The sequence below is a fragment of the Streptomyces sp. NPDC055749 genome, from assembly GCF_053617235.1.
This window is the reverse complement of sequence record NZ_JBSHFH010000003.1, coordinates 163,457-186,867: the sequence shown is the minus strand read 5'-3', so window position 1 is coordinate 186,867 and position 23,411 is coordinate 163,457. Positions and strand designations below refer to the sequence as shown.

Below are 23,411 nucleotides of genomic sequence, written 5' to 3'. Positions count from 1 at the left end.
CGCTTCACTTCTGGCCCAGCCGCTCCGTGAGGGCCTCGTGGACCCTGGGCGGCAGCAGATGGGAGACGTCGCCGCCCCAGGTCGCCACTTCCTTGACCAGGGAGGACGACAGGAAGCTGTACGTGGGATTGGTCGGCACGAAGAGCGTCTCGACGCCGGAGAGGCCGTTGTTCATCTGGGCCATCTGCAGCTCGTAGTCGAAGTCGCTGACGGCCCGCAGGCCCTTCACGATCGCCGGGATGTCGCGCTGCTTGCAGAAGTCGACCAGGAGGCCGTGGAAGGACTCGACCTCGACGTTGCCGAAGTCGGCGGTGACCTCGCGGATCAGATCGATCCGCTCCTCCACCGTGAACAGTCCCTGCTTGGACTGGTTGATCATCACCGCGACGTGTACGACGTCGTACAGCTTCGAGGCGCGGCCAATGATGTCGAGATGTCCATTGGTGATGGGGTCGAATGACCCCGGACAGACGGCGCGGCGCAACTTGATTCCCTCGCTCTCCGGTCCGGTCATCGTGCGTCTTCGCACGTAGAGGCGGCGCGACCGTACCAAAGCGTTCCCTCGCCGTAGCGACGGGCCCGCAGTGGCTCGAATCCCTTGGGCCAGTTGAACTCTCCGCCTCTGGTGCTGCGCTCCACGGTGACGAGCGCATCGTCGGTGAGCCAGCCCTGGGCACGGAGTGTGAGCAGTATCTCGCCAAGATCGACGTCCGTGACGGCGTACGGCGGGTCCAGGAACACCACGTCGTACGGTTCGGCGGGCGCCGGTCCTGTCACGATCTGTTCGGCTTTGCCGGCCCGGACCTCGGCTCCGGGAAGACCGAGCGTGCGGACGTTGTCGCGCACGACGCGGACGGCCTTGGCGTCGGCCTCGACGAGCAGGGCGTGGACGCCGCCGCGGGAGAGCGCTTCGAGGCCGACGGCGCCGGAGCCCGCGTACAGATCCGCGATACGGATGCCCTCCAGGGTGCCGAGGAGCGCTTCCCAGGTGGAGAACAGGCCCTCGCGCGCCCGGTCGGACGTGGGGCGGGTGCCGGTGCCGGGCGGGACGGCGAGGCGGCGTCCGCCGGCCGAGCCGGCGATCACGCGGGTCATGGGTCTGTTCCTAGGGTCGCGGGTGGCACACAGGTCGGTACGCGTGCCGTGCACCCACGATATGGCGTCCCGGCGGATCGGGCCCCGGTCACCCCTTGTCGAGATACTCCTCCCGCTCCTTGTCCAGGAGCGCGTCCAGAGCCGTGCGCAGCTCCGGGAGGTGCTCCAGGGCCGGGTCGGCGGCGACGACCACGACGGCCTCCTCACGGGCGGCGGCGATGACCTCCTCGTCGTCGATGACGCTGAGCACCCGCAGGGAGGAGCGGACGCCGGACTGGGCCTGGCCGAGCACATCGCCCTCGCGGCGCTGCTCCAGGTCGATCCGGGAAAGCTCGAAGCCGTCGAGGGTGGCGGCGACCGCGGAGAGCCGGGCCCGCGCGGGGCTCGCCTCATGGGCCTCGCTGACCAGCAGGCAGAGGCCGGGCGCTGAGCCACGGCCGACACGGCCGCGGAGCTGGTGCAGCTGGGACACCCCGAAGCGGTCCGCGTCCATGATCACCATCGCGGTGGCGTTGGGGACGTTCACCCCGACCTCGATGACGGTCGTGGCGACCAGGACGTCGACCTGTCCCGCGGCGAAGCGGCGCATCACGTCGTCCTTGTCGTCGGGGTGCATCCTGCCGTGCAGCACCTCGATCCGCAGCCCGGCGAGCGCGCCCTTGCCCAGCTGCTCGGCGATCTCCAGCACGGCGAGCGGGGGCCGCTTCTCCCCGTCGTCCTCGGGAGCCGTGTCCTTGGCGGCCTTCCCCTTCTTCCCCTTCTTCTTCTCCGCGGCCTCGTCGGCGTCGTCGCCGATGCGGGGGCAGACGACGTACGCCTGGTGGCCGTTCTCCACTTCCTCGCGGACCCGTTCCCAGGCGCGGCTGAGGAAGTGCGGCTTGTCCTTGGCGGGGACGACATGGCTGGCGATCGGCGAACGGCCCGCAGGGAGCTGGTCCAGTACGGAGGTCTCCAGATCGCCGAAGACGGTCATCGCGACCGTACGGGGAATGGGTGTGGCGGTCATGACCAGCAGATGGGGCGGCTGCTTGCCCTTGGAGCGCAGGGCGTCGCGCTGCTCCACACCGAAGCGGTGCTGCTCGTCGACGACGACGAGGCCCAGGTCGTGGAACTGCACCTTGTCCTCGATCAGCGCGTGCGTGCCGATCACGATCCCGGCCTCGCCCGTGACCAGGTCGAGCAGCGCCTGACGGCGGGCCGGGACGCCCATGGACCCGGTGAGCAGCACGACCTTGGTCCCCATATCCGAGCCACCGAGCATTCCGCCCTCGGCGAGCTCGCCCATCATCTCGGTGATGGACCGGTGGTGCTGCTGGGCGAGCACCTCGGTGGGCGCGAGCATGGCGGCCTGCCCTCCCGCGTCGACGACGCCGAGCATGGCGCGCAGGGCGACCATCGTGTTGTGGGTGACCGTGAAGTGATCGGTGACGTACGCGTGACTCGGGTGGGCGACACTGATGCACTGGACCGGCTTTCGCCCGACGTACTCGACCGAGCGAATTCCACGCCGGAACGTGTTGTATTTCGGCCGGGTCCGCATGCGCGAGGCCTTACGAGTGAGTCGGAACGGCACGTACTCGGCGGGCATGGCGATCGATACGTTGAAAGCCGCCTGCTTCGGATGCACCCTGGCACGCCCACCGAGTGAACGAACGAGCCAGGCCACGTCGTCGGCCAAGCGCCGCGAGGCCGAGCAGAACGAAACACACATCCCTTGAGCGTCCACGGTCCCGTCCGTGTCCATGAGCCCTTGCAGGACAGCGAGCCGATGCTTGATCGTCGTGTTCTTGAATACCGGCGGGATGAATTTGTCGTGCGACGTAACCCCCCACAGGTTCAGCGCACGCAGCACGCTGATGACCGGGTTCCTTTGCGAACCACTCCTCGGCCCCGTCATCCGGATGGTGTAGTCATACGTCGAACCTGGCACGGGAACCAGCTCGCAGTCCGGTCCGAGTGTGGATCGCGCTGCCGTCAGGATCTCGTCGTCGGCCGTGGACAGACGCAGGTTGTGACGGAACGAGCCGTCCCCGAGCAGCAATCCGAACACGTAGGGGTCGAGAGGCGGTTCCGACCCCGATGTGAGATCCACCGGTGCGGCGGATGGGAGATACCACTTGGACGACCCGTTGGCCTTGCACGTGTCCATCCTGATCTCGCGGGTCGTCATCACCTTGGGCGTTTCCCCCCGGGCCCAGGCACAGCTGGTCCCGACGATCCACAGATGCTCGTCATCGGCTTCGACCACCGTGTCATCAGACAGAACAAGCCGCCAGACATCCCGCTCGCCCTGGGGAAAGACCCCGTCGACCACGGCTACTTCCCCCGTGGGAACCACTACCTCGTCGCCCTGCACTACAGCCCCCATGGGCTTGTAGCCCTCGGGGGTCAGAACCAGCGCGTCGAGCGGCTGCGCTTTGCCCGAGCCCACCTCTCCCTGGAGGAGGCGGTGCATCGGGTGTTCGGTCGCCAGGTCGTCGAAGATCTCCTTGGAGACCTTCTCCTGGCCCTCGGTGAGGGTGAACGGCAGCTTCGCGTCGAACGCGTCGAGCAGGCCGTCCGGTACCGATCTGCGGGCCACGGCGGGGAGTTGGGTGTCGGCGTAGCGCCGGCGGGCCAGCGCCACCTGGAGGACGAACGCCTCGTCCCACTTCAGCCGGTCCCTGGCGTCCGCGATGTCGGCCCTGGTCTGCGGGCGGTGGATCTTGAGCAGTGCCTCGGGCAGGGTCGTGAAGCCGCGGCCCTCCCGCAGGGCGGGCGGCAGCGGGTCGACGGCGTCCTGGGCGCTGGGCAGCACCACGTCGACGGCCTTGGCGATCCGCCAGGAGTCGAGGCCCTTGCAGGCCGGATACATCGGCAGCAGTTTCCCGGCGAAGGCGTCGACCGCCTCGGTCGCTTCATCGGTGTCCGCGGCGTCGAGCAGTTGGTACGTGGGGTGCGCGAGCTGCATCTTCCGGTTGAACACGGAGACCTTGCCCGCGAACATCGCCCGCCGGCCGGGCAGCAGTTCCTTGTGCGGCTTGTGGACGCCGTGGCCGAAGAAGACCAGCTGGAGCCGGCCGCTGCCGTCGGTGAGGGTCACTTCCAGGCGCTTGCCGCGGCCGTTGTTGAACACCATGATCCGGGCGTCGGCGACCTGCGCGACGACGGTCACGTGCTCGTCCAGCGGGAGGTCGGACAGCGCCGTGAGCTGGCCTCGCTCCTCGTACCGCCGCGGGTAGTGGTGGAGCAGATCACCGACCGTGTGCAGGTCGAGGTGTTCGGCCATCACCTTCGCGGTGGCTCCGCCGAGCAGCTTCTTCAGGGGTTCATCGAACGAAGACACGCGATCCATTGCACACCACGCCACTGACAAATGTCCGGCGGGCGCCCCAGGGCGGGGCTGTCACTCGACGCCGATCAGCAGCGGCGCCGCCTGGTGACCGCCGCGGTAGACCACCGTGTCGACGGCCAGGTACCCCTCGCGTACGTGCTCCGCCAGCGCGTCGGCCAGCGCGTCCGGCACGTCCTCGCCCAGGACCAGCGTGACGAGTTCGCCGCCCGCCGCCAGCATCCGGTCCAGGACGGTGCGGGCCGTCGCGGGCACATCGGCTCCGATGACGGCGACGTCACCATCGATCAGACCGAGGATGTCACCGGCCTGGCAGATGCCCGCCATGGTCCACGACTGCCGCTCGGCGACGGCGAGTTCGGCGTACCGGGTGGCTCCGGCCGCCGCGGTCATGGCCACCACGTCCTCGTCGAAGCCGCGGTCCGGTTCGTGGACGGCGAGGGCGGCGAGGCCCTGGACGGCGGCGCGGGTGGGGATCAGTGCGACCCGGACACCTTCGGCGCGGGCCTGTTCGGCGGCGGCCCCTGCGGTGTGGCGCAGCGTCGCGTCGTTGGGCAGGAGGACCACTTCGCGGGCGTGGGCCCGGCGGATCGCGTCGACCAGTTCGCCGCTGGCGGGTGGTTCCCCGGGGCGTGCGAGCACGGTGGTCGCCCCCGCCTCCGTGCACAGCCCGGCGAGCCCGTCGCCGGGGACCACGACGACGACACCGCGCTGGGCGGGCTCGGCGTGGGCGTGGATCCGGTCGGCGCCGAAGTGGGTGATGCGGATGCGGTACGGCCTTCCGGCCTCGACCCCGGCCTCCACGGCGGCGCCCGCGTCGTCGACATGGACGTGGACGTTCCACAGCCCGTCGCCGCCCACCACCACGAGTGAGTCGCCGAGCCCGTCGAGCCGGGTCCGCAGCCGGTCGACGGCCTCGTCGCGGGCCTCCAGCAGATAGATCACCTCGAAGGCGGGTCCGTCCGCGCCGTCCACAGGGCAGTCGTCCACCGTCACGGGCAGCACGGCGGGCACCGCCCACGACGTCCGCGCCGGCGCCTGCCCCGAGACCGCTTCCAGCAGTGCGCCGAGTACGGCGACCAGGCCCCGCCCGCCCGCGTCCACGACGCCCGCCCGTCCGAGGACGGCGAGCTGGCCGGGGGTGGCCGCGAGCGCGGTGCGCGCGCTCTCGTACGCCGCTCCGACCACGGCCGTGAGGCCCCCGACCGTGCGTTCCGCGGCCTCGGCCGCCGCGGTGGCGACGGTCAGCACCGTGCCCTCGACGGGGTGGGCGACGGCCTGCCTGGCTGCCGCGGCCGCCTTGGTCAGGGCGGTTCGCAGGTGGTCCGCGTCACCGCCGTCGGCCAGTACGCCGGCCATGCCGCGCAGCAGCTGCGACAGGATGGTGCCGGAGTTTCCCCGGGCGCCGATCAGGGCGCCGTGCGCCATGGCCCGTACGGCATCGGCACGGTCGGCCACGGAGGAACCGGTCTCATGGGCGGCGAAGACCGCTTCCACGGCGGCTGTGGCGGACTCCACGGTCAGATACAGATTGGTGCCGGTGTCCCCGTCGGCGACGGGATAGACGTTGATCGCGTCGATCTCCTCGCGCTCCCGGCCCAGGGCCTCCAGCGCCAGTGAGCACCAGGTGCGCACCGCGACGGCGTCCAGATCGTCGGGGAGCTGCGGCACCTGATGGTCCTCCTTGAAGCGGCCGTCGGCGGCGGGTTGCACCGCAGAGTAGCCCGCGCGCGCAGGCTCCGGCGGGGACAGGGGCGGGACGGGTGACCGGGCAACCCATGGTAGTTTCGTATCTCCGACGCAGCCGTTGTATGCTGCTTCGGTTGCCCGGCGAGAGTCGGGCCCATTCCTCCGGTACCGCCACTTCAGTCAAATGAATCCGGCGCGCCGGAATTCACTGTAAGTGCATCTGAAGTCTTTGGAGTGACCCGTGGCTGCCAACTGCGACGTTTGCGGCAAGGGGCCGAGCTTCGGCAACAGCATTTCGCACTCGCACCGCCGTACGTCTCGTCGCTGGAATCCCAACATCCAGCGCGTGCGTGCCGTGGTCGGGCGGACGCCGAAGCGGCTCAACGTCTGCACCTCGTGCATCAAGGCCGGCAAGGTCGCGCGCTGACGTTTCGTCGTAGCGCAGCCTTACCGGTTGCCCAAAAGGCCGGTCCACCTCGGTGGACCGGCCTTTTGCTATGCCCCCGGGGGCGCGGTCAGTGCGGCGTACGCGTCAGCCAGCCGTGATCGACGGGGCCTATCCCGCCGCCCAGCGGGAAGCCCGCCACGATCGCCCCGGTGACGTACTCCTTCGCGGCCCGGACGGCCGCCGGTACGTCCTTGCCCTGCGCCAGCCCGGACGCGATGGCGGAGGCGAGGGTGCAGCCCGTCCCGTGCGTGTGCCGGTTGTCGTGCCTGGGTGCGCGCAGCCAGTGCTCCTCGTCGCCGTCCGTGAGCAGGTCCACGGCCTCGCCCGGCAGATGCCCGCCCTTGATGACCACCCAGCGCGGTCCGTACGCCAGCACCTCGGCGGCGGCCCGCCGCATCCCGGACTCGTCGGTGACGACGACGCCGGTGAGCTGCGCCACCTCGTCGAGATTCGGGGTGGCCACGGTGGCGACGGGCAGCAGTTTCGTCCGTACGGAATCCAGTGCCTCGGCGGCGAGCAGCGGATCGCCGTGCTTGGAGACGCCGACCGGGTCGACGACGACGGGGGCGTCGGTGCCGGCGAGGAGTGCGGCGACCGTCTCGACGAGGGCGGCCGAGGAGAGCATGCCGGTCTTGACGGCCTGGACCCCGATGTCGTCGACGACGCTGCGGTACTGGGCGCGTACGGCTTCCACCGGAAGCTCCCAGGCGCCCTGGACACCGAGGGAGTTCTGCGCGGTCACGGCCGTGAGCACGCTCATGCCGTGCACTCCGAGTGCCAGCATGGTCTTCAGGTCGGCCTGGATGCCCGCACCGCCGCCGGAGTCGGACCCGGCGACGGTGAGGACACGAGGCGGTACAGCGGTGCGTATGGGCATACGCGGCAATCTACTGGGCGTCCTCGATGTCCCCGAAGTGGTCCCAGCCGCCCTTGCTGGTCCAGGGCGCGCCGTCGACCGTCACCTGGGGCAGCGCCGAGGGGTTGAGTACCTCGCCGATCACCTTCCAGCGGGCCGGGAGCTTCACGTCCGGCGGGAAGGTCGCCACGATCGCGTGGTCCTCTCCCCCGGTCAGCACCCACTGCAGCGGGTCGACGCCGACGGCCTGGCCGATGTCGGACATCTGCGAGGGGATGTCGATGAGCCCGGAGCGCAGGTCGATCCGGACCTTGCTGGACTCGGCGATGTGCCCGAGGTCCGCCACGAGTCCGTCGCTGACGTCCGTCATGGCGGTGGCGCCGAGTCCGGCGGCCGCCGGGCCCGCGTGGTACGGCGGTTCGGGGCGCCGGTGGGCCTCGACGAAGGCGCGCGGTGAGCGGAAGCCCCTGGAGAGCACGGCGAATCCCGCGGCGGACCAGCCGAGCCAGCCGGTGACGGCGACGACGTCGCCGGGCCGGGCGCCGGACCGGGTGACGGGTTCGTGGTTGCGCAGATCGCCGAGCGCGGTGATCGCGATGGTGATGGTGTCGCCGCGTACGACGTCGCCGCCGACCACGGCAGCGCCCGCGACCTGGCACTCGTCACGGATGCCGTCCATCAGCTCGCCCGCCCAGGTGACCGGGAGTTCGGCGGGCACGACCAGGCCGAGCAGCAGCGCGGTGGGCACGGCGCCCATGGCTGCGATGTCGGCGAGGTTCTGCGCGGCGGCCTTGCGGCCGACGTCGTACGCCGTCGACCAGTCGCGGCGGAAGTGCCGCCCCTCCAACATGATGTCGCTGCTGGCCACGACCCTGCGGTCGGGAGCGGCCACGACCGCGGCGTCGTCGCCGGGTCCCAGCCGTACCGCCGGAGTGGTGGTGAGCCGGGAAGTGAGCTCTCTGATGAGCCCGAACTCCCCCAACTCGCCCACGGTTCCCTTCACCGAGTCTCACCTCTCATTTATCGCACCGGACACCTGTCCGGGCTGCTTCAGCGGACCGAGGCCCGGGCCGTGGTCCGTGGCCCGTCGGAGGCAGTCTGCCCCGGGACGTACGGGCATGTCTGTCCCCCTTCTGCACCGGTGGGCTTGCGGTCGCGTGCCTTCACTGCTGTCGGTACCGTCAAGAGATACGTCAACTTCTGTCGTCTGTACGCCACGCTGTGGGCGTCATCCGGCCCGCAGGTCTCCCCGCGGCCCGCGGCGACGCGATAACGTGGCGTCCCTTTCCCCCACATGATCCTCGTGGCCGCCCTGGAGGTTCCGTGGTACAGGCGTACATCCTTATTCAGACAGAGGTGGGCAAGGCGTCGACAGTCGCCGAGACCATCGCGAAGATCCCGGGAGTCATTCAGGCAGAGGACGTCACAGGCCCCTACGACGTGATCGTGCGCGCACAGGCCGACACCGTCGACGCACTCGGCCGCATGGTGGTGGCCAAGGTCCAGCAGGTGGACGGCATCACACGAACACTGACCTGCCCGGTCGTCCACCTCTGACCCCCATCTAGGCTGGGCCGGTGACATACTCCGGCCGCCGGCTCCCCCGTTCGCTGTTCCTCGCCCCCTCCGCCGCCCTGCTCGTCCTGGCCGCGGCGGGCTGCTCCTCCAGCGACGCTCAGGCGACGATCACGGTTCCCGCGCCGTCCTCGGAGGCCGCCGCGTACTGCGAAGCGCTGCACGGGGAGCTGCCGGAGACCGTCGCCGGTATGGACCGGAGCGATCCCGAGCCGGATTCCGACCTGACGGCCGGATGGGGGGACGGGGCGATCGTACTGCGCTGCGGCGTCCCCCGGCCCGCGAAGATGGAGGACGCCCAGTCGGAGGGGATCGACGCGAACGGCGTCAACTGGCTGCTGGAGCAGCGGGAGGACGCCGGTCCGCGGTTCACGACCACGTACCGCAAGGCATACGTCGAGGTGACGCTCCCGAAGGAGTTCGCCCACGACATCACGCCGCTCGCCGAGTTCGCCGCGTCCGTCGGGAAGACGGTCCCGGAAAGCCTCTAGGTCTTACAGGGTCCCGGGTCTTCCCGACTGGCGCGGAGGTACGTCAGCGAAGGCCCGTGGGCCGGGTGAGCGCCGCCTGGATCAGCCGGTCCACCAGTTCCTGGTAGTCCACGCCGCTCTCCTGCCACATCCGCGGGTACATGGAGATCGGTGTGAAGCCCGGCATCGTGTTGATCTCGTTGATGACGAAGTCGCCCTCGTCGGTGAGGAAGAAGTCGGCGCGCACGAGGCCCTCGCAGGAGGTGGCCTCGAAGGCGGCGACGGCGAGCCGCTGGACCTCCGCGGTCTGCTCCTCGGTGAGCGGGGCCGGCACGAGTCCGGCCGCCGAATCGATGTACTTGGCCTCGAAGTCGTAGAAGTCGTGCGAGGTGACCGGCGGGATCTCGGCGGGCACACTGGCGCGCGGGCCGTCCTCGAACTCCAGCACACCGCACTCGATCTCGCGGCCCCGCAGCAGCGACTCGACGAGGAACTTGGGGTCGTGGCGGCGGGCCTCCTCGATCGCCTCGTCGAGGCCGGAGAGGTCGTCGACCTTGGTGATGCCCATCGAGGAACCGCCGCGGGCGGGCTTGATGAAGAGCGGGAAGCCGTGCTCGCCGGCGAAGTCCACGATGCGCTTGCGTGCGGTGGGACGGTCGTTGTCCCATTCGCGGGGGCGCACCACCTCGTACGGGCCGACGGGCAGGCCGAAGGAGGTGAACACCCGCTTCATGTACTCCTTGTCCTGGCCGACGGCGGAGGCCAGGACACCGGCGCCCACGTACGGGACGCCGGAGAGCTCCAGGAGCCCCTGGAGGGTGCCGTCCTCGCCGTAGGGGCCGTGCAGCACCGGGAAGACGACGTCGACCTCGCCGAGGGCCTTGGGGACCGCGCCCGGCTCGGTGTAGACGACTTCGCGGCTGCCGGGGTCGACGGAGAGCACCACACCGCCTTCTTCGGACTCCGCGAGCTGGGCCACGTTAGGGACCTTGCGGTCCGCGATGGCCATGCGTGCGGGGTCGTCGGCGGTGAGCGCCCAGCGGCCGTCCGTGGTGATGCCGATCGGCAGGACGTCGTACTTGGTCCGGTCGATGGCGCTCATCACGGCGCCGGCCGTGACGACCGAGATGCCGTGCTCGGAGCTACGGCCGCCGAACACGACGGCCACCCGCGGCTTACGGCCCTGCACAGGGCTCTCGGGGCTCTCAGGGCTCTGGGGGAGGTTCTCGCTGCTCATATCGCGTTGAGCGTACCTTGCAGGCCCGGGGCGCAGGAGTTCAGGCGCAGCGGTGCGGGAGACGCGTCGGGCCGGATCAGTTCCGCTCGGGCTTGGCGCTGCGGGACATGAGCTCCTTGAGCGCGACGACCGGCGGCTTCCCTTCGTGGACGATGCCGACGACGGTCTCGGTGATGGGCATGTCGACTCCGTGTCTGCGCGCCAGATCGAGCACCGACTCGCAGGACTTGACGCCTTCGGCGGTCTGCCGGGTGGCGGCGATCGCCTCCTGGAGCGTCATTCCCCGGCCGAGGTTGGTGCCGAAGGTGTGGTTGCGAGAGAGCGGGGACGAGCAGGTCGCCACCAGGTCGCCGAGGCCCGCGAGTCCGGAGAAGGTGAGCGGGTCGGCTCCCATGGCGAGGCCCAGGCGGGTGGTCTCGGCGAGGCCGCGGGTGATGAGGGAGCCCTTGGCGTTGTCACCGAGGCCCATGCCGTCGGCGATGCCGACCGCGAGGCCGATGACGTTCTTCACGGCGCCGCCGAGTTCGCAGCCGACCACGTCGGTGTTGGTGTACGGGCGGAAGTACGGGGTGTGGCAGGCGGCCTGGAGGCGCTGGGCGACGGCTTCGTCCTGGCAGGCGACGACGGCGGCGGCGGGGCGGCGCTCGGCGATCTCCTTGGCGAGGTTGGGGCCCGTGATGACGGCGATGCGGTCCGCGGTGACCTTCGTGACGTCCGCGATGACCTCGCTCATCCGCTTGGCGGTGCCGAGTTCGACGCCCTTCATCAGCGAGACGAGGACGGTGCCGGGTTCGATGTGCGGGGCCCAGTCGGCGAGGTTGGCGCGCAGCGTCTGCGAGGGCACGGCGAGGACCGCGAAGTCGGCGCCGCGCAGGGCCTGGGCGGCGTCCGTGGTGGCGCGGACCGAGGCGGGGAGTTCGATGCCCGGCAGGTAGTCCGGGTTGGTACGGGTCGTGTTGATGGCCTCGGCGACCTCCGCGCGACGGCCCCAGAGGGTCACTTCGCAGCCTGCGTCGGCGAGGATCATGCCGAAGGCCGTACCCCATGAGCCGGTTCCGAAGACGGCTGCTTTTGCGGGGTGCGTCACTTGGGTCCCTTTCCCTCTGCCTTGCGCCGTTGCTCAGCGCGGGCCTTGCGGTGATCGTAGAGCTCGGTGGGTGCCTTCTCGCCCCGTACGACCTCAAGCTGTGCGGTGATCGCGGCCATGATGACCTCGGTCGCCTCGCGCAGCACTTCGGGCGTTGCCTCCAGACCGTGGAAACGGTCGAGGTCCACCGGCGGACCGGCCTGCACCTGAAGGGTCTTGCGGGGGAAGAAGCTGAACTTGTTCTCCTTGGCGTACGGCGGCATCGCGAGGTTGGCGCCCCACTGGGCGACGGGGATGACCGGCGCCCTGGTCAGCAGCGCGACCCGGGCCGCGCCCGTCTTGCCGGCCATCGGCCACATCTCGGGATCGCGGGTGAGGGTGCCCTCGGGGTAGAACGCCACGCATTCGCCCCGCTCGATCGCGTCGACGGCGGCGCGGAAAGCGTCCAGCGCATTGGTCGTCTCGCGGTACACGGGGATCTGGCCGGTGCCTCGCAGCATCATTCCGACGAAGGGGGTCCTGAACAGTCCCGCCTTCGCGAGGAGCCGCGGCACCCGGCCGGTGTTGTACTGGAAGTGCGCATAGGAAAGCGGGTCCAGGTACGAGTTGTGGTTGACCGCGGTGATGAATCCGCCCTCGGCCGGAATGTGTTCCATTCCCCGCCAGTCGCGCTTGAACAGAACCACCAATGGCGGCTTTGCGATGACCGCCGCCAGGCGGTACCAGAAGCCGATTCTGCGGCGGGACACTCGGACACCTTCCTCTAAGACCTGACCTGCTGCCTGGCTACTGACGGTCAAGTCTCGCCCCAGGCCCCTGCTCTGTCGAGAACACCGTACGCCCCGCCTTCCGGGCCGGACCTCCGGGTTGTCACACCGGCAGGCGAGAATAAGTCGCCATACGTACGGAGGGGGAGATGGCCACGAACACCGACCTGACCGGGTCCTGGTCCCTGGTCGTCCCGCTGAAGCCGCTCGCGCGGGCCAAGAGCAGACTGGGGCGGACTGCGGGCGGGCTGCCGAGACCCCGCCTGGCCCTCGCTTTCGCCCAGGACACGGTCGCCGCGGCTCTGGCCTGCCCGGCGGTGCGCGATGTGTTGGTCGTCACGGACGATCCGGTGGCCGGGGCGGCGCTTTCGGCACTGGGGGCGCGCATCGTGGCGGACACTCCGGCGGCCGGACTCAACGCGGCTCTGTCGCACGGTGCGCGTACGGTGCGGGCGCTGCGGGCGGACGCCGCGGTGGCCGCGATCAACGCGGATCTCCCCGCACTTCGCCCCGAGGAATTGGCGCGGGTGCTCGATTTTTCAGCCGAATTTCCCCGCACATTTCTGACGGACGCGGCAGGAATCGGTACGACATTTCTGTCGGCCGCACCGGGAGTGGAATTGTGCCCGGCTTTCGAGGGCCCTTCGAGGGCGAGGCATCTGGCTTCGGGAGCTGCGGAAATTACGCTGTCCGGGCTCGATTCGGTCCGCCGGGACGTGGACACCGGCGACGATCTGCGGGTGGCGCTGGCCCTGGGCGTCGGCCCGCACACAGCGGGGCTGCACGCTTCGGCCGGGCCCGCGCGGGACCGATAGGCTGGCGTCCATGCAGGCGACCTCGTACACGTACGACTCCGAGACCCGCACCGGCAGTGTGCTCCTCGACGACGGCACCCCGATGGACTTCGACGCCCCGGCCTTCGACGCGGGCGGCCTGCGGCTGCTGCGTCCGGGGCAGCGGGTACGGATCGAGGTGAGCGGCGAAGGCGACTCGCGGCGGATCACCCTGGTGACGCTGCAGACCCTCTGACCGCCGCCTTCCAGCCGCTCCGGATGCCGGAAAGCCCGCGGGCCGGGCTCCCCGAGGGGAGTCCGGCCCGGCGCGTGTGAGGAGCGAGCGCTGCTCGGTCTCACTTCTTGCGTGCAGTGGCCTTCTTGGCCGTGGTCTTACGCGCCGTGGTCTTCTTCGCGGGCGCCTTCTTCGCCGTGGTCTTCTTGGCGGGCGCGGTCTTGCTGGCGACGGCCTTCTTCGCCGTGGTCGCCTTCTTCGCCGGGGCCGCCTGCTTGGCGGTGGCCTTCTTGGCGGTCGCCGTGGCCTTCTTCGCCGTCGGCGTGGCCTTCTTGGCGGTGGCGGTGGTCTTCTTCGCCGCCGCGACGGTCTTCTTGGCGGTGGCCTTCTTCGCCACGGCCTTCTTGGCGGTGGCCTTCTTGGCCGCGGCCTTGGTGGTCGTACGGGTGGAAGCACCGCCCGAGAGGCTGCCCTTGGGCGCCTTCTTCACGGCCACATCGTTCTTGGGGAGCTTCTTCGAGCCGCTCACCAGGTCCTTGAAGCCCTGTCCCGCACGGAAACGGGGCACGGACGTCTTCTTGACCCGTACGCGCTCACCCGTCTGCGGGTTGCGGGCGTAACGGGCGGGGCGGTCGACCTTCTCGAACGAGCCGAAGCCGGTGACCGAGACACGGTCCCCTGCGACAACTGCGCGGACGATCGCGTCGAGTACCGCATCGACAGCGTCTGCGGCCTGCTGACGGCCGCCGACCTTGTCGGCAATCGCTTCTACGAGCTGCGCCTTGTTCACGTCTTCCCCTTCGGAGACATTGCCAGAACGAAAGTGTTCAAGCTTTTTCGCACGTTAGGCAGATATATACCGCAAATCAAACACGAAACGGGCTAATCACCCTAGTGCCGCAACGAAGTCGACCGCTGCGCAGTTCCGCAGAGTCAGTCACCTTCGGGGAATCGGCCCTCATGGAGGTCCTTCATCAACCGGTCCAGACGCCTTGCTGCATCTGGGAGATCGTGCTTCGCCGCAGCCGTGATGACCAGCAGCTTCCGGGACAGCGCCATCCGTACGCCCTCCGGGACTTGCAGTTCACGCACCGTGGTGTGCGCTTCCTTCAATCGGTCGGCGACTTGGCCATAGAGCTTGAGTTGGCTGTCGCGTTCCATGCACCGATTGTGCCATCTGGGGCGAGTTGTCGCCCGAGGGGGGCTCAACAAGCGACTGCGCCCCCTGCCGGAAGGCAGGGGGCGCAGTCATGGAAAAGCGCTGCTCAGACGTCAATTGTACGCGGCTTGTGGGTCGGCCTTGCCGCCTCATAAGTCGCAATGTCCGCTTCGTTCTGAAGGGTGAGGCTGATGTCGTCGAGGCCGTTCAGGAGACGCCAGCGAGCGTTCTCGTCGAGCTCGAAGTCGGCCGTGATGCCCTCCGCGAGAACCTGGCGCTTCTCCAAGTCCACGGTGATTTCGGCCGTTGGGTCGGCCTCCGTCAGCTCCCACAGCCGGTCCACGACCTTCTGGTCGAGAACGACGGTCAGCAGACCGTTCTTCAGCGAGTTGCCGCGGAAGATGTCGGCGAACCGGGAGGAGATGACGGTCCTGAAGCCGAAGTTCTGGAGGGCCCAGACGGCGTGTTCGCGCGAGGAACCCGTACCGAAGTCGGGGCCCGCCACCAGGACCGAGGCCCCTGCCCGCTCGGGGCGGTTGAGAACGAAGTTCTCGTCCTTGCGCCATGCCTCGAAGAGTCCGTCCTCGAAGCCGTCGCGGGTGACCTTCTTCAGCCAGTGGGCGGGGATGATCTGGTCGGTGTCGACGTTGCTGCGGCGCAGCGGGACGGCCCGGCCGGTGTGTGCGGTGAATGCTTCCATGATTCTCAGACTCCGGCGGGCGTACGGGCGTCGGACAGGTCTGCGGGCGAGGCCAGATGGCCCAGCACCGCGGTGGCGGCGGCGACCTGCGGGGAGACCAGGTGCGTACGGCCGCCCTTGCCCTGCCGGCCCTCGAAGTTACGGTTCGAGGTGGAGGCCGAGCGCTCGCCGGGGGCCAGCTGGTCGGGGTTCATGCCGAGACACATCGAGCAGCCCGCGTGCCGCCATTCGGCGCCCGCGGTGGTGAAGACCTTGTCCAGGCCCTCCTCGACGGCCTGGAGGGCGACGCGGACGGAGCCCGGGACGACCAGCATCCGTACGCCGTCGGCGACTTTGCGGCCGTCCAGGATCGCTGCGGCGTTGCGCAGGTCCTCGATCCGGCCGTTGGTGCAGGAACCTACGAAGACGGTGTCGACGTTGATGTCCCGCAGCCGCTGTCCGGCGGTCAACCCCATGTATTCCAGGGCCCTTTCGGCAGCGTGCCGCTCCGAGGCGTCCTCGTACGAAGCAGGGTCGGGGACGTTCGCCGACAGGGGCGCGCCCTGGCCGGGGTTGGTGCCCCAGGTGACGAACGGGGCCAGTTCGGCGGCGTCGATGACGACCTCGGCGTCGAAGACGGCGTCGTCGTCGGTGCGCAGCGTCTCCCAGTACGCGACAGCCGCGTCCCAGTCCGCGCCCTCGGGGGCGTGGTCGCGGCCCTGGAGGTAGTCGAAAGTCGTACGGTCCGGGGCGATCATGCCCGCGCGGGCACCGGCCTCGATCGACATGTTGCAGATGGTCATCCGGGCCTCCATCGAGAGCTTCTCGATGGAGGAGCCGCGGTATTCGAGGATGTAGCCCTGGCCGCCGCCGGTGCCGATCCGGGCGATGATCGCCAGGATCAGGTCCTTGGCCGTGACACTGTCGGGCAGCTCGCCATCGACGGTGATCGCCATGGTCTTCGGACGGGCCAGCGGCAGCGTCTGCGTGGCCAGGACGTGCTCGACCTGACTGGTGCCGATGCCGAACGCCAGCGCGCCGAACGCGCCGTGCGTGGAGGTGTGGGAGTCGCCGCAGACCACGGTGGTGCCGGGCTGCGTCAGACCGAGCTGGGGGCCGACCACGTGCACGACACCCTGCTCGACGTCGCCCAGCGGGTGCAGCCGGACGCCGAAGTCCGCGCAGTTCTTGCGCAGGGTCTCCAGCTGTGCGCGGGAGACCGGGTCGGCGATCGGCTTGTCGATGTCGAGGGTCGGGGTGTTGTGGTCCTCGGTGGCGATGGTGAGGTCGAGGCGCCGCACCGGGCGTCCGGCCTGACGGAGGCCGTCGAAGGCCTGCGGGCTGGTCACCTCGTGCAGCAGGTGCAGATCGATGAAGAGGAGGTCGGGCTCGCCCTCTGCGCGCCGGACGACGTGGTCGTCCCAGACCTTCTCCGCGAGTGTCCTACCCATCGCTTTCCCTCCGGCCGGCGTCTTCGCCGGCCCAACTAGAGATTCGGTGCGCCGCCGTCCGGACCCCCGTGCGGGGCGGTGGCTACGGGCCGTTGTGCGGCCCCACGTACAGGTTCGCAACTTCCGCCGGAAATTGAACTTGCGTTTCACAGAGTGAGACGCGAGTATCGTCGTATGGACAACTCTAGCGGCGTCGGCGTTCTCGACAAGGCAGCTCTGGTATTGAGCGCCCTGGAGTCCGGTCCGGCCACCCTCGCCGGGCTGGTCGCGGCGACCGGGCTCGCACGACCCACGGCTCATCGACTGGCCGTGGCACTGGAACACCACCGCATGGTGGCGAGGGACATGCAGGGCCGTTTCATTCTCGGCCCCCGGCTGTCGGAACTCGCGGCGGCGGCCGGCGAGGACCGCCTCCTGGCGACGGCGGGACCGGTGCTCACGCATCTGCGCGACATCACCGGCGAGAGCGCGCAGCTCTACCGCCGGCAGGGCGACATGCGCATCTGCGTGGCCGCGGCGGAACGGCTGTCCGGACTCCGGGACACCGTGCCGGTCGGCTCCACACTGACCATGAAGGCCGGCTCGTCCGCGCAGATCCTGATGGCCTGGGAGGAGCCGGAGCGCCTGCACCGCGGCCTCCAGGGCGCCCGCTTCACGGCGACGGCGCTCTCCGGCGTGCGCCGCAGGGGCTGGGCCCAGTCGATCGGCGAGCGGGAACCGGGCGTCGCCTCGGTCTCGGCGCCGGTGCGCGGACCCTCGAACCGGGTGGTCGCCGCCGTGTCGGTCTCCGGGCCGATCGAGCGGCTGACCCGCCACCCGGGCCGGATGCACGCCCAGGCGGTCATCGACTCGGCCGCACGGCTGAGCGAGGCCCTGCGCCGTACGGGCTGACGCACCCCGCCCCACCTCTTGCGCCGGAAGGCCGCCCCAGCGCCGTGGCGGCCCCCTCAGCCCTACCGTCCGGCCCTACCGCTCCGTGGACGAGCGGTGCGCGAGACGGTCCGCCGCACGGCGGCCCCGCCCCTCGACCGGCAGCACGCCGGTCGCCGCCGACAGCCCGTACGCAGGCATGTCGGCGTAGATCGACTCGTACGACCCCTCGGGCACGATGTACGTCTCGTGCCACAGCCCCACATGCTGCCGGGACTTCTTCTCCTTGCGGTTGATCATCGCCCACGCCTTGCGGTGGAACATGTCGGGAGCTGCGGCGTACGCGTACAGCTTCTCCTTCGACTCCCAGTACTGGACGACGTAGTACGTCCGCGGCGAGCCGGACAGCAGCGTGTAACCGAGCAGACCCCGGCTCTTGTCCCTGCTCAACTCCCGGAGCATGCGCGGCATCGCCGCGAGGACCGGCAGCCAGTGGTGCACGCCCCGGAAGTGGTTGATCCGCATCCCGATCAGCAGAACGACGACATCACCCTGCGCCGCCGCGGTCATGCGGCCGGGAATCGGTTTCGCGAACATGTTGCGCCCCCTAGATCTTGGAGAGTGCCACTATCCAATGATTGGATAGTGGCACCACCCAACGGGCTGGCGCAAGGGAAGGCACAGAAGTGCGGCTGTCGGAACTCAGCGAACAGAGCGGCGTCTCGACCGCCACGATCAAGTACTACCTGCGGGAGCGGCTCCTGCCGCCGGGCGCACGCGTCAGCGCGACCCAGGCCGAGTACGACGAGAGCCATCTGCGCCGGCTGCGTCTGGTGCGGGCGCTGCTCCAGGTCGGCCGCCTTCCGGTGGCAACCGCCCGCGAGGTACTGGGACATGTCGACGACGAGTCCCTCGGCCGGACGATCCGGCTGGGCGCCGCCCTGTGGGCGCTGCCGCACGGACCCGCGCCGGACGAGGACGCCCCGGAGACGGCGACCGCGCGCGCCGAGGTCGCCGGACTGCTCGGCGAGCTGGGCTGGACGACGGCCCAGGAACTGGGCGAACTCTCCCCCGTCCACAGGTCCCTGGTGGCCTCAGTGGCCACCCTGATCCGTCTCGGCTACCCGTGCGACATCGAGTACCTGACCCAGCAGGCCCGCATCATGGAGCAAGTCGCCGTCCACGACCTGGATGTGATGGAGACCTATCCATCGGAGGCGGAGCAGGTGGAGGCGGCGGTCTCGTCAGCGGTGCTGTACGAGCCGCTGCTGATGTCACTGAGGCGACTGGCGCAGAGCGAGGAAACGGCCCGGCGTTACGGGCTCTGAGGCCCTGCGCCCGGCACGGGAAAGGCCCCTCACCGGAGTGAGGGGCCTTTCCCGTTCGAGCTGTTGTACCCCCGACCGGATTCGAACCGGCGCTACTGCCGTGAGAGGGCAGCGTGCTAGGCCGCTACACAACGGGGGCTTGTTACTTCGGACTTGCGCTGGGCTACCAGGACTCGAACCTAGAATGACGGTACCAGAAACCGTAGTGTTGCCAATTACACCATAGCCCATGGTGTTACAAGTACCCCCGACCGGATTCGAACCGGCGCTACTGCCGTGAGAGGGCAGCGTGCTAGGCCGCTACACAACGGGGGCCCTAGCGATCCTGCATCGAGAACGTGAGTGCGACTCAAATGTTCTCGCGGGAAGGATCTGTACCCCCGACCGGATTCGAACCGGCGCTACTGCCGTGAGAGGGCAGCGTGCTAGGCCGCTACACAACGGGGGCTTGTTACTTCAGTCTTGCGCTGGGCTACCAGGACTCGAACCTAGAATGACGGTACCAGAAACCGTAGTGTTGCCAATTACACCATAGCCCACTGAAACGCAACCCCCTGGGGGGTTTTATTTCTGTCTGCGCTTCCCTGCGGATCTTTCGTTCCGCTCGGGCGGCGCAGGAAGAACACTACCCGAAGGTGTCCGGCGCTCCAAAACGGGTATTGCCCGCCAGCAGGCCGGGCAGCTGACCGAGCCCGGTGATCCGCACAAGATCCGGACGGCCGCCCCGGTCGCCCCGGTCCAGCCAGATCCCCATCAGACCGGCGGCCACGGCCCCACCTGCGTCGATGTCGGGTTCATTGCCCACGTACGCCACCTCGTGCGGAGCCAGCGCGAGGGCCTCGCAGGCGGCGTGGAAGGCCGCGGCCTCGGGCTTGGCGATGCCCAGCTCCGCAGCGCAGAGCACCGACTCGAACCGGTCCCGCACACCGAGCACGGACAGCTTGCGGTGCTGGTGCTCCAGCGAGGAGTTCGACAGGACGGCGTGCCGGTAGGTCTGCGCCAGGGCGTCCAGCGCGGGCACGGTGTCGGGGAAGAGCGACCAGGCCGCTTCGTAGTGGCGGATGTGCCGGCCGAACCACTCGTCGGCCTCGGCGTCGCTCAGCGGGCGCCCGAGGAAGTCCCTCGCCCGGTCGCGGCGCTGGCCCTCCCAGTCGGTCAGCCCCTCCGAGAAGCGCTCCCAGTGGCGCTGGGTGAGCTCTTCCCAGGCGTCCAGGGCGTCCTGGAGCGAGCGGTAGCCCTCGGGCAGCCCCTCGGCCTCGATATGACTGCTCAGGCCGGTGGAAGCCGCTGATCCGTAGTCGAAGAGGGTGTCGTCAACGTCCCAGAGGACGGCTCTGATCGCCATGGGCCGACTCTAACGGTCCCCTACACGCGCAGGGGCCCGGACAAGCCGCTCCGTGCGGCTCGTCCGGGCCCGTGCCCGTTGCTCGGGTACTACGCGGCGAGCTTCGCCAGCGCCGCGTCCACGCGGGCGATGGTCTTCTCGCGGCCCAGGATCTCCAGGGACTCGAAGAGCGGGAGACCGACCGTGCGGCCGGTGACGGCGACGCGGACCGGGGCCTGCGCCTTGCCGAGCTTCAGGCCGTGCTCCTCGCCGGCCGCGAGGACGGCGGCCTTGAGCGCCTCGGCGTTCCAGTCGGCGTCGATCAGCTTGGCGCGGGCCGTGACGAGCAGATCGCTCGAACCCTCCTTCATGGCCTTGGCCCAGGACGCCTCGTCCTCGGCCGGCTCGTCGAGGAAGAGGAAGTCGACGTTGGCCGTGATCTCGGAGAGGACGGTGACGCGGGTCTGGGCGTACGGGGCGATGACCGCGAACTGCTCCGCGTCGAACGCCTCGGGGGCCCAGGGCGCGAACGGGGCCTTCAGCCAGGGGCCGCACGCCTGCGTGAACGCGTCCACGTCGAGCCTGCGGATGTGCTCCGCGTTGATGTGCTCGCACTTCTTCAGGTCGAAGCGGGCCGGGTTGGCGTTGACGTCCTTGATGTCGAACGCGGCGACCATCTCGTCGATGTCGAAGATGTCGCGGTCCTCGGCGATCGACCAGCCCAGGAGCGAGAGGTAGTTGAGGAGACCCTCGGGGAGGAAGCCACGCTCGCGGTAGAGGTTGAGCGAGGCCTGCGGGTCGCGCTTGGAGAGCTTCTTGTTGCCCTCGCCCATGACGTAGGGGAGGTGGCCGAAGAGCGGGATCTCCTTGGCGACGCCCAGCTCGATGAGCGCCCGGTAGAGAGCGATCTGCCGCGGGGTGGAGGAGAGCAGGTCCTCGCCGCGCAGGACGTGGGTGATCTCCATCAGCGCGTCGTCGACCGGGTTGACCAGTGTGTAGAGCGGGGCGCCGTTGGCCCGGACGATGCCGTAGTCCGGCACGTTCTCCGGCTGGACGGTGATCTCGCCGCGGACCAGGTCCGTGAAGGTGATCGCCTCGTCGGGCATCCGGAAGCGGACGATCGAGGCGCGGCCCTCGGCCTCGTACGCCGCGGTCCGCTCCGCGCTCAGGTCGCGGCAGTGGCCGTCGTAGCCCGAGGGCTTGCCGGCGGCGCGGGCGGCGTCGCGGCGGGCGTCGAGCTCTTCGGTCGTGCAGTAGCAGTGGTACGCGTGACCGGCGGCGAGGAGCTTCCCGGCGACGTCCTTGTAGATGTCCATGCGCTGCGACTGGCGGTACGGGGCGTGGGGGCCGCCGACCTCGGGGCCCTCGTCCCAGTCGAAGCCGAGCCAGCGCATCGATTCGAGGAGCTGCTCGTACGACTCCTCGGAGTCGCGGGCCGCGTCGGTGTCCTCGATGCGGAAGACCATGGTGCCCTTGTTGTGCCGGGCGAACGCCCAGTTGAAGAGGGCGGTACGGACCAGGCCCACGTGGGGGTTGCCGGTCGGGGAGGGACAGAAACGTACGCGGACAGGTCCGTTAACCACGCTTGATCACCTTGTTGGTGAGAGTGCCGATGCCTTCGATGGTGACGGCGACCTCGTCGCCGACGTGCAGGGGTCCGACCCCTGCGGGAGTTCCGGTGAGGATCACGTCGCCCGGGAGCAGCGTCATGGCTTCCGTGATGTGGACGACCAGGTCCTCGATGGAGCGGATCATGTCGCTCGTACGGCCGAGCTGGCGCTGCTCGCCGTTGACCGTCGCCTGAATGGTGAGGTCGGTGGGGTCGAGGTCGGTCTCCACCCAGGGGCCGAGCGGGCACGAGGTGTCGAAGCCCTTGGCCCGGGCCCACTGCTTCTCGCGCTCCTGGGCGTCGCGGGCGGTCACGTCGTTGGCGCAGGTGTAGCCGAAGATGACGTCCTTGACGCGCTCACGCGGGACTTCGCGGCACATGCGGCCGATGACCACGGCCAGCTCGGCCTCGTGGTGCAGTTCGTTCGAGAAGGAGGGGTACTCGATGGCGTCTCCCGAGCCGATCACCGAAGTGGTGGGCTTGAAGAAGGCGACCGGGACCTCCGGGACCTCGTTGCCCAGCTCGGCGGCGTGTTCCGCGTAGTTGCGGCCGATGGCCACGACCTTGTTGGGGAGCACGGGAGGCAGCAGCCGGACCTTGCTCAACGGGACCTTGGTGCCGGAGAGCTCGAAGTCGGTGTACGGAATGCCCCTGATGATGTCGAGGACGAGGTCACCGGATTCAACGGTTCCCTCACCTTCCACGGCGCCGAAGGCGACATTGCCGTCGATGGAGAACCTGGCGATGCGCACGGGAAGCTGTCGCCCCTCACTTGCTGGCTGGCTGAAGACTGACGCTCCAGGCTAACGCGGGTGAGGGGGACAGCAGCGCCGATCGGGCTGGGCGCGATCAGGCGTTGGCGGCGACCGGGGCTTCCATCAGGATGGTGCGGCGGGGGTTGGCCGTCTGGGTGGGCAGGTCGACCGAGTGCTCCGGCTGTTCCGGCGTCTGCAGCGCTTCGGCGTCCTCGAGGTGCGCCAGCGTCGTGCGCTGAGGGTTGGCAATGTTGCGGAACATCATCGTGGTCTTCATCTGCCGTCTGGGCCCTGTCGGTCTGGGCGCCACCCGAAGGGGCGCCGGCTTGTCGGATTCGCCATCCCTGTAAAGGGTCAGGCTAAACATCCAATTCCCGCACGACGCCCCGGGGAGGCGACGATCATCATGTGAGTTTGCTCACGAAGTTGCCGACAAATGCCACATCCAAGACAGGTGATCACGGGGCATGAAACGGACATTGCATAGCTGAATGCGCCATTCCGCTCCTGATCATGGCGTCTGGGACACCCCCTGGCCGTAAGCGACTCATCACTAATCGTCCGGTTTGACCGTGAACACTCTCCACACTTTGTTACCCAATCATCACAACGTGTCACCCAGGTCACAGGCCGGTACATGGGCCTTGTTGGAGATCCGCCACTGTGCTGGAAT

25 protein-coding genes and 5 tRNA genes are annotated in these 23,411 nt (G+C 69.2%); 7 read left to right on the top strand and 23 right to left on the bottom strand.

Annotation, left to right across the window (positions count from 1 at the left end; all coding sequences use genetic code 11):
- Positions 1-4: 4 nt before the first annotated feature.
- The 4 genes from coaD to ACWGO0_RS03735 all read right to left on the bottom strand — a co-directional run bounded on the left by coaD (position 5) and on the right by ACWGO0_RS03735 (position 6,097).
- Positions 5-484, bottom strand: a complete 480-nt coding sequence (gene coaD / locus ACWGO0_RS03750) for a pantetheine-phosphate adenylyltransferase (protein ID WP_453527564.1) — start codon at positions 482-484, stop codon at positions 5-7.
- A gap of 26 nt (positions 485-510) precedes the next feature.
- The gene (gene rsmD, locus ACWGO0_RS03745) at positions 511-1,095 is read right to left on the bottom strand and encodes a 16S rRNA (guanine(966)-N(2))-methyltransferase RsmD (RefSeq protein WP_453527407.1); all 585 of its coding nucleotides are present in this window, start codon (positions 1,093-1,095) and stop codon (positions 511-513) included.
- Between the two features lie 88 nt (positions 1,096-1,183).
- On the bottom strand, positions 1,184-4,429 hold the full coding sequence (locus ACWGO0_RS03740) for a helicase-related protein (RefSeq protein ID WP_453527404.1): 3,246 nt from the start codon (positions 4,427-4,429) through the stop codon (positions 1,184-1,186).
- A gap of 51 nt (positions 4,430-4,480) precedes the next feature.
- The gene (locus tag ACWGO0_RS03735) at positions 4,481-6,097 is read right to left on the bottom strand and encodes a DAK2 domain-containing protein (RefSeq protein ID WP_453527562.1); all 1,617 of its coding nucleotides are present in this window, start codon (positions 6,095-6,097) and stop codon (positions 4,481-4,483) included.
- 259 nt (positions 6,098-6,356) lie between these two features.
- Between ACWGO0_RS03735 and rpmB the strand changes: the two genes are divergently transcribed.
- Complete coding sequence (gene rpmB / locus ACWGO0_RS03730; RefSeq protein WP_003965989.1) at positions 6,357-6,542, top strand: 50S ribosomal protein L28; 186 nt, start codon at positions 6,357-6,359, stop codon at positions 6,540-6,542.
- Between the two features lie 88 nt (positions 6,543-6,630).
- On the opposite strand, the gene thiD is transcribed toward rpmB, so the two are convergent.
- Positions 6,631-7,440: a bifunctional hydroxymethylpyrimidine kinase/phosphomethylpyrimidine kinase gene (gene thiD / locus ACWGO0_RS03725; RefSeq protein ID WP_453527401.1), complete on the bottom strand. Its 810-nt coding sequence runs from the start codon at positions 7,438-7,440 to the stop codon at positions 6,631-6,633.
- A 10-nt stretch (positions 7,441-7,450) separates the two neighbouring features.
- On the bottom strand, positions 7,451-8,422 hold the full coding sequence (locus tag ACWGO0_RS03720; RefSeq protein WP_362834849.1) for a thiamine-phosphate kinase: 972 nt from the start codon (positions 8,420-8,422) through the stop codon (positions 7,451-7,453).
- A 320-nt stretch (positions 8,423-8,742) separates the two neighbouring features.
- On the opposite strand from ACWGO0_RS03720, the gene ACWGO0_RS03715 reads away from it, so the two are divergent.
- On the top strand, positions 8,743-8,976 hold the full coding sequence (locus ACWGO0_RS03715; protein WP_326785316.1) for an Lrp/AsnC family transcriptional regulator: 234 nt from the start codon (positions 8,743-8,745) through the stop codon (positions 8,974-8,976).
- A gap of 20 nt (positions 8,977-8,996) precedes the next feature.
- Entirely contained in the window at positions 8,997-9,485 is a 489-nt protein-coding gene (locus ACWGO0_RS03710) for a DUF3515 domain-containing protein (protein ID WP_453527397.1), read from the top strand.
- 43 nt (positions 9,486-9,528) lie between these two features.
- Here the strand turns inward: ACWGO0_RS03710 and ACWGO0_RS03705 are convergent, their stop codons facing one another.
- From ACWGO0_RS03705 to ACWGO0_RS03695, 3 genes are all read right to left on the bottom strand, one after another.
- Positions 9,529-10,701, bottom strand: coding sequence for a D-alanine--D-alanine ligase family protein (locus tag ACWGO0_RS03705; protein WP_453527395.1), 1,173 nt, complete (start codon positions 10,699-10,701; stop codon positions 9,529-9,531).
- Positions 10,702-10,777: 76 nt separating this feature from the next.
- Positions 10,778-11,788 carry an NAD(P)H-dependent glycerol-3-phosphate dehydrogenase gene (locus ACWGO0_RS03700; protein WP_453527393.1) on the bottom strand — a complete coding sequence of 337 codons (1,011 nt, stop codon included), beginning with the start codon at positions 11,786-11,788 and terminating at the stop codon, positions 10,778-10,780.
- Positions 11,785-12,537, bottom strand: a complete 753-nt coding sequence (locus tag ACWGO0_RS03695) for a lysophospholipid acyltransferase family protein (protein WP_453527390.1) — start codon at positions 12,535-12,537, stop codon at positions 11,785-11,787. The genes ACWGO0_RS03700 and ACWGO0_RS03695 overlap by 4 nt, the downstream gene beginning before the upstream one ends.
- Before the next feature lie 149 nt (positions 12,538-12,686).
- Between ACWGO0_RS03695 and cofC the strand changes: the two genes are divergently transcribed.
- On the top strand, positions 12,687-13,370 hold the full coding sequence (gene cofC, locus ACWGO0_RS03690) for a 2-phospho-L-lactate guanylyltransferase (protein ID WP_453527559.1): 684 nt from the start codon (positions 12,687-12,689) through the stop codon (positions 13,368-13,370).
- Positions 13,371-13,380: 10 nt separating this feature from the next.
- Positions 13,381-13,584: a hypothetical protein gene (locus ACWGO0_RS03685; RefSeq protein WP_453527387.1), complete on the top strand. Its 204-nt coding sequence runs from the start codon at positions 13,381-13,383 to the stop codon at positions 13,582-13,584.
- Between the two features lie 100 nt (positions 13,585-13,684).
- On the opposite strand, the gene ACWGO0_RS03680 is transcribed toward ACWGO0_RS03685, so the two are convergent.
- From ACWGO0_RS03680 to leuC, 4 genes are all read right to left on the bottom strand, one after another.
- Positions 13,685-14,353 (bottom strand): HU family DNA-binding protein, encoded by a 669-nt coding sequence (locus ACWGO0_RS03680; RefSeq protein ID WP_453527384.1) that lies wholly within the window; start codon positions 14,351-14,353, stop codon positions 13,685-13,687.
- A gap of 143 nt (positions 14,354-14,496) precedes the next feature.
- On the bottom strand, positions 14,497-14,724 hold the full coding sequence (locus tag ACWGO0_RS03675) for an SCO5555 family protein (RefSeq protein WP_453527382.1): 228 nt from the start codon (positions 14,722-14,724) through the stop codon (positions 14,497-14,499).
- Between the two features lie 104 nt (positions 14,725-14,828).
- The gene (gene leuD, locus ACWGO0_RS03670; RefSeq protein WP_453527379.1) at positions 14,829-15,422 is read right to left on the bottom strand and encodes a 3-isopropylmalate dehydratase small subunit; all 594 of its coding nucleotides are present in this window, start codon (positions 15,420-15,422) and stop codon (positions 14,829-14,831) included.
- Between the two features lie 5 nt (positions 15,423-15,427).
- Positions 15,428-16,852 carry a 3-isopropylmalate dehydratase large subunit gene (gene leuC, locus ACWGO0_RS03665; protein ID WP_453527376.1) on the bottom strand — a complete coding sequence of 475 codons (1,425 nt, stop codon included), beginning with the start codon at positions 16,850-16,852 and terminating at the stop codon, positions 15,428-15,430.
- Between the two features lie 174 nt (positions 16,853-17,026).
- Here leuC and ndgR point away from each other — a divergent pair, with 174 nt between their 5' ends.
- Entirely contained in the window at positions 17,027-17,743 is a 717-nt protein-coding gene (ndgR, locus tag ACWGO0_RS03660; protein WP_003966003.1) for an IclR family transcriptional regulator NdgR, read from the top strand.
- A gap of 75 nt (positions 17,744-17,818) precedes the next feature.
- Here ndgR and ACWGO0_RS03655 read toward each other — a convergent pair whose 3' ends face one another.
- On the bottom strand, positions 17,819-18,319 hold the full coding sequence (locus tag ACWGO0_RS03655; protein WP_453527373.1) for a DUF4188 domain-containing protein: 501 nt from the start codon (positions 18,317-18,319) through the stop codon (positions 17,819-17,821).
- Positions 18,320-18,408: 89 nt separating this feature from the next.
- On the opposite strand from ACWGO0_RS03655, the gene ACWGO0_RS03650 reads away from it, so the two are divergent.
- Positions 18,409-19,050 carry a MerR family transcriptional regulator gene (locus ACWGO0_RS03650; protein WP_453527370.1) on the top strand — a complete coding sequence of 214 codons (642 nt, stop codon included), beginning with the start codon at positions 18,409-18,411 and terminating at the stop codon, positions 19,048-19,050.
- 66 nt (positions 19,051-19,116) lie between these two features.
- On the opposite strand, the gene ACWGO0_RS03645 is transcribed toward ACWGO0_RS03650, so the two are convergent.
- The 9 genes from ACWGO0_RS03645 to ACWGO0_RS03605 form a co-directional block, all read right to left on the bottom strand.
- Positions 19,117-19,189: transfer RNA gene (locus ACWGO0_RS03645), tRNA-Glu, on the bottom strand.
- Between the two features lie 19 nt (positions 19,190-19,208).
- Positions 19,209-19,280: transfer RNA gene (locus tag ACWGO0_RS03640), tRNA-Gln, on the bottom strand.
- Positions 19,281-19,292: 12 nt separating this feature from the next.
- Positions 19,293-19,365 (bottom strand) — tRNA-Glu (locus ACWGO0_RS03635).
- 60 nt (positions 19,366-19,425) lie between these two features.
- Positions 19,426-19,498, bottom strand: a tRNA-Glu gene (locus ACWGO0_RS03630).
- A gap of 19 nt (positions 19,499-19,517) precedes the next feature.
- Positions 19,518-19,589: transfer RNA gene (locus ACWGO0_RS03625), tRNA-Gln, on the bottom strand.
- Positions 19,590-19,675: 86 nt separating this feature from the next.
- A complete protein-coding gene (locus ACWGO0_RS03620; protein WP_453527367.1) occupies positions 19,676-20,395 on the bottom strand; it encodes an HAD family hydrolase in 720 nt (239 codons plus the stop codon).
- An 89-nt stretch (positions 20,396-20,484) separates the two neighbouring features.
- Positions 20,485-21,957, bottom strand: a complete 1,473-nt coding sequence (gene gltX / locus ACWGO0_RS03615) for a glutamate--tRNA ligase (RefSeq protein WP_453527364.1) — start codon at positions 21,955-21,957, stop codon at positions 20,485-20,487.
- Positions 21,950-22,735 carry a fumarylacetoacetate hydrolase family protein gene (locus ACWGO0_RS03610; RefSeq protein ID WP_453527361.1) on the bottom strand — a complete coding sequence of 262 codons (786 nt, stop codon included), beginning with the start codon at positions 22,733-22,735 and terminating at the stop codon, positions 21,950-21,952. The genes gltX and ACWGO0_RS03610 overlap by 8 nt, the downstream gene beginning before the upstream one ends.
- Before the next feature lie 97 nt (positions 22,736-22,832).
- A complete protein-coding gene (locus ACWGO0_RS03605; RefSeq protein WP_453527358.1) occupies positions 22,833-23,015 on the bottom strand; it encodes a hypothetical protein in 183 nt (60 codons plus the stop codon).
- Positions 23,016-23,411 lie beyond the last annotated feature (396 nt).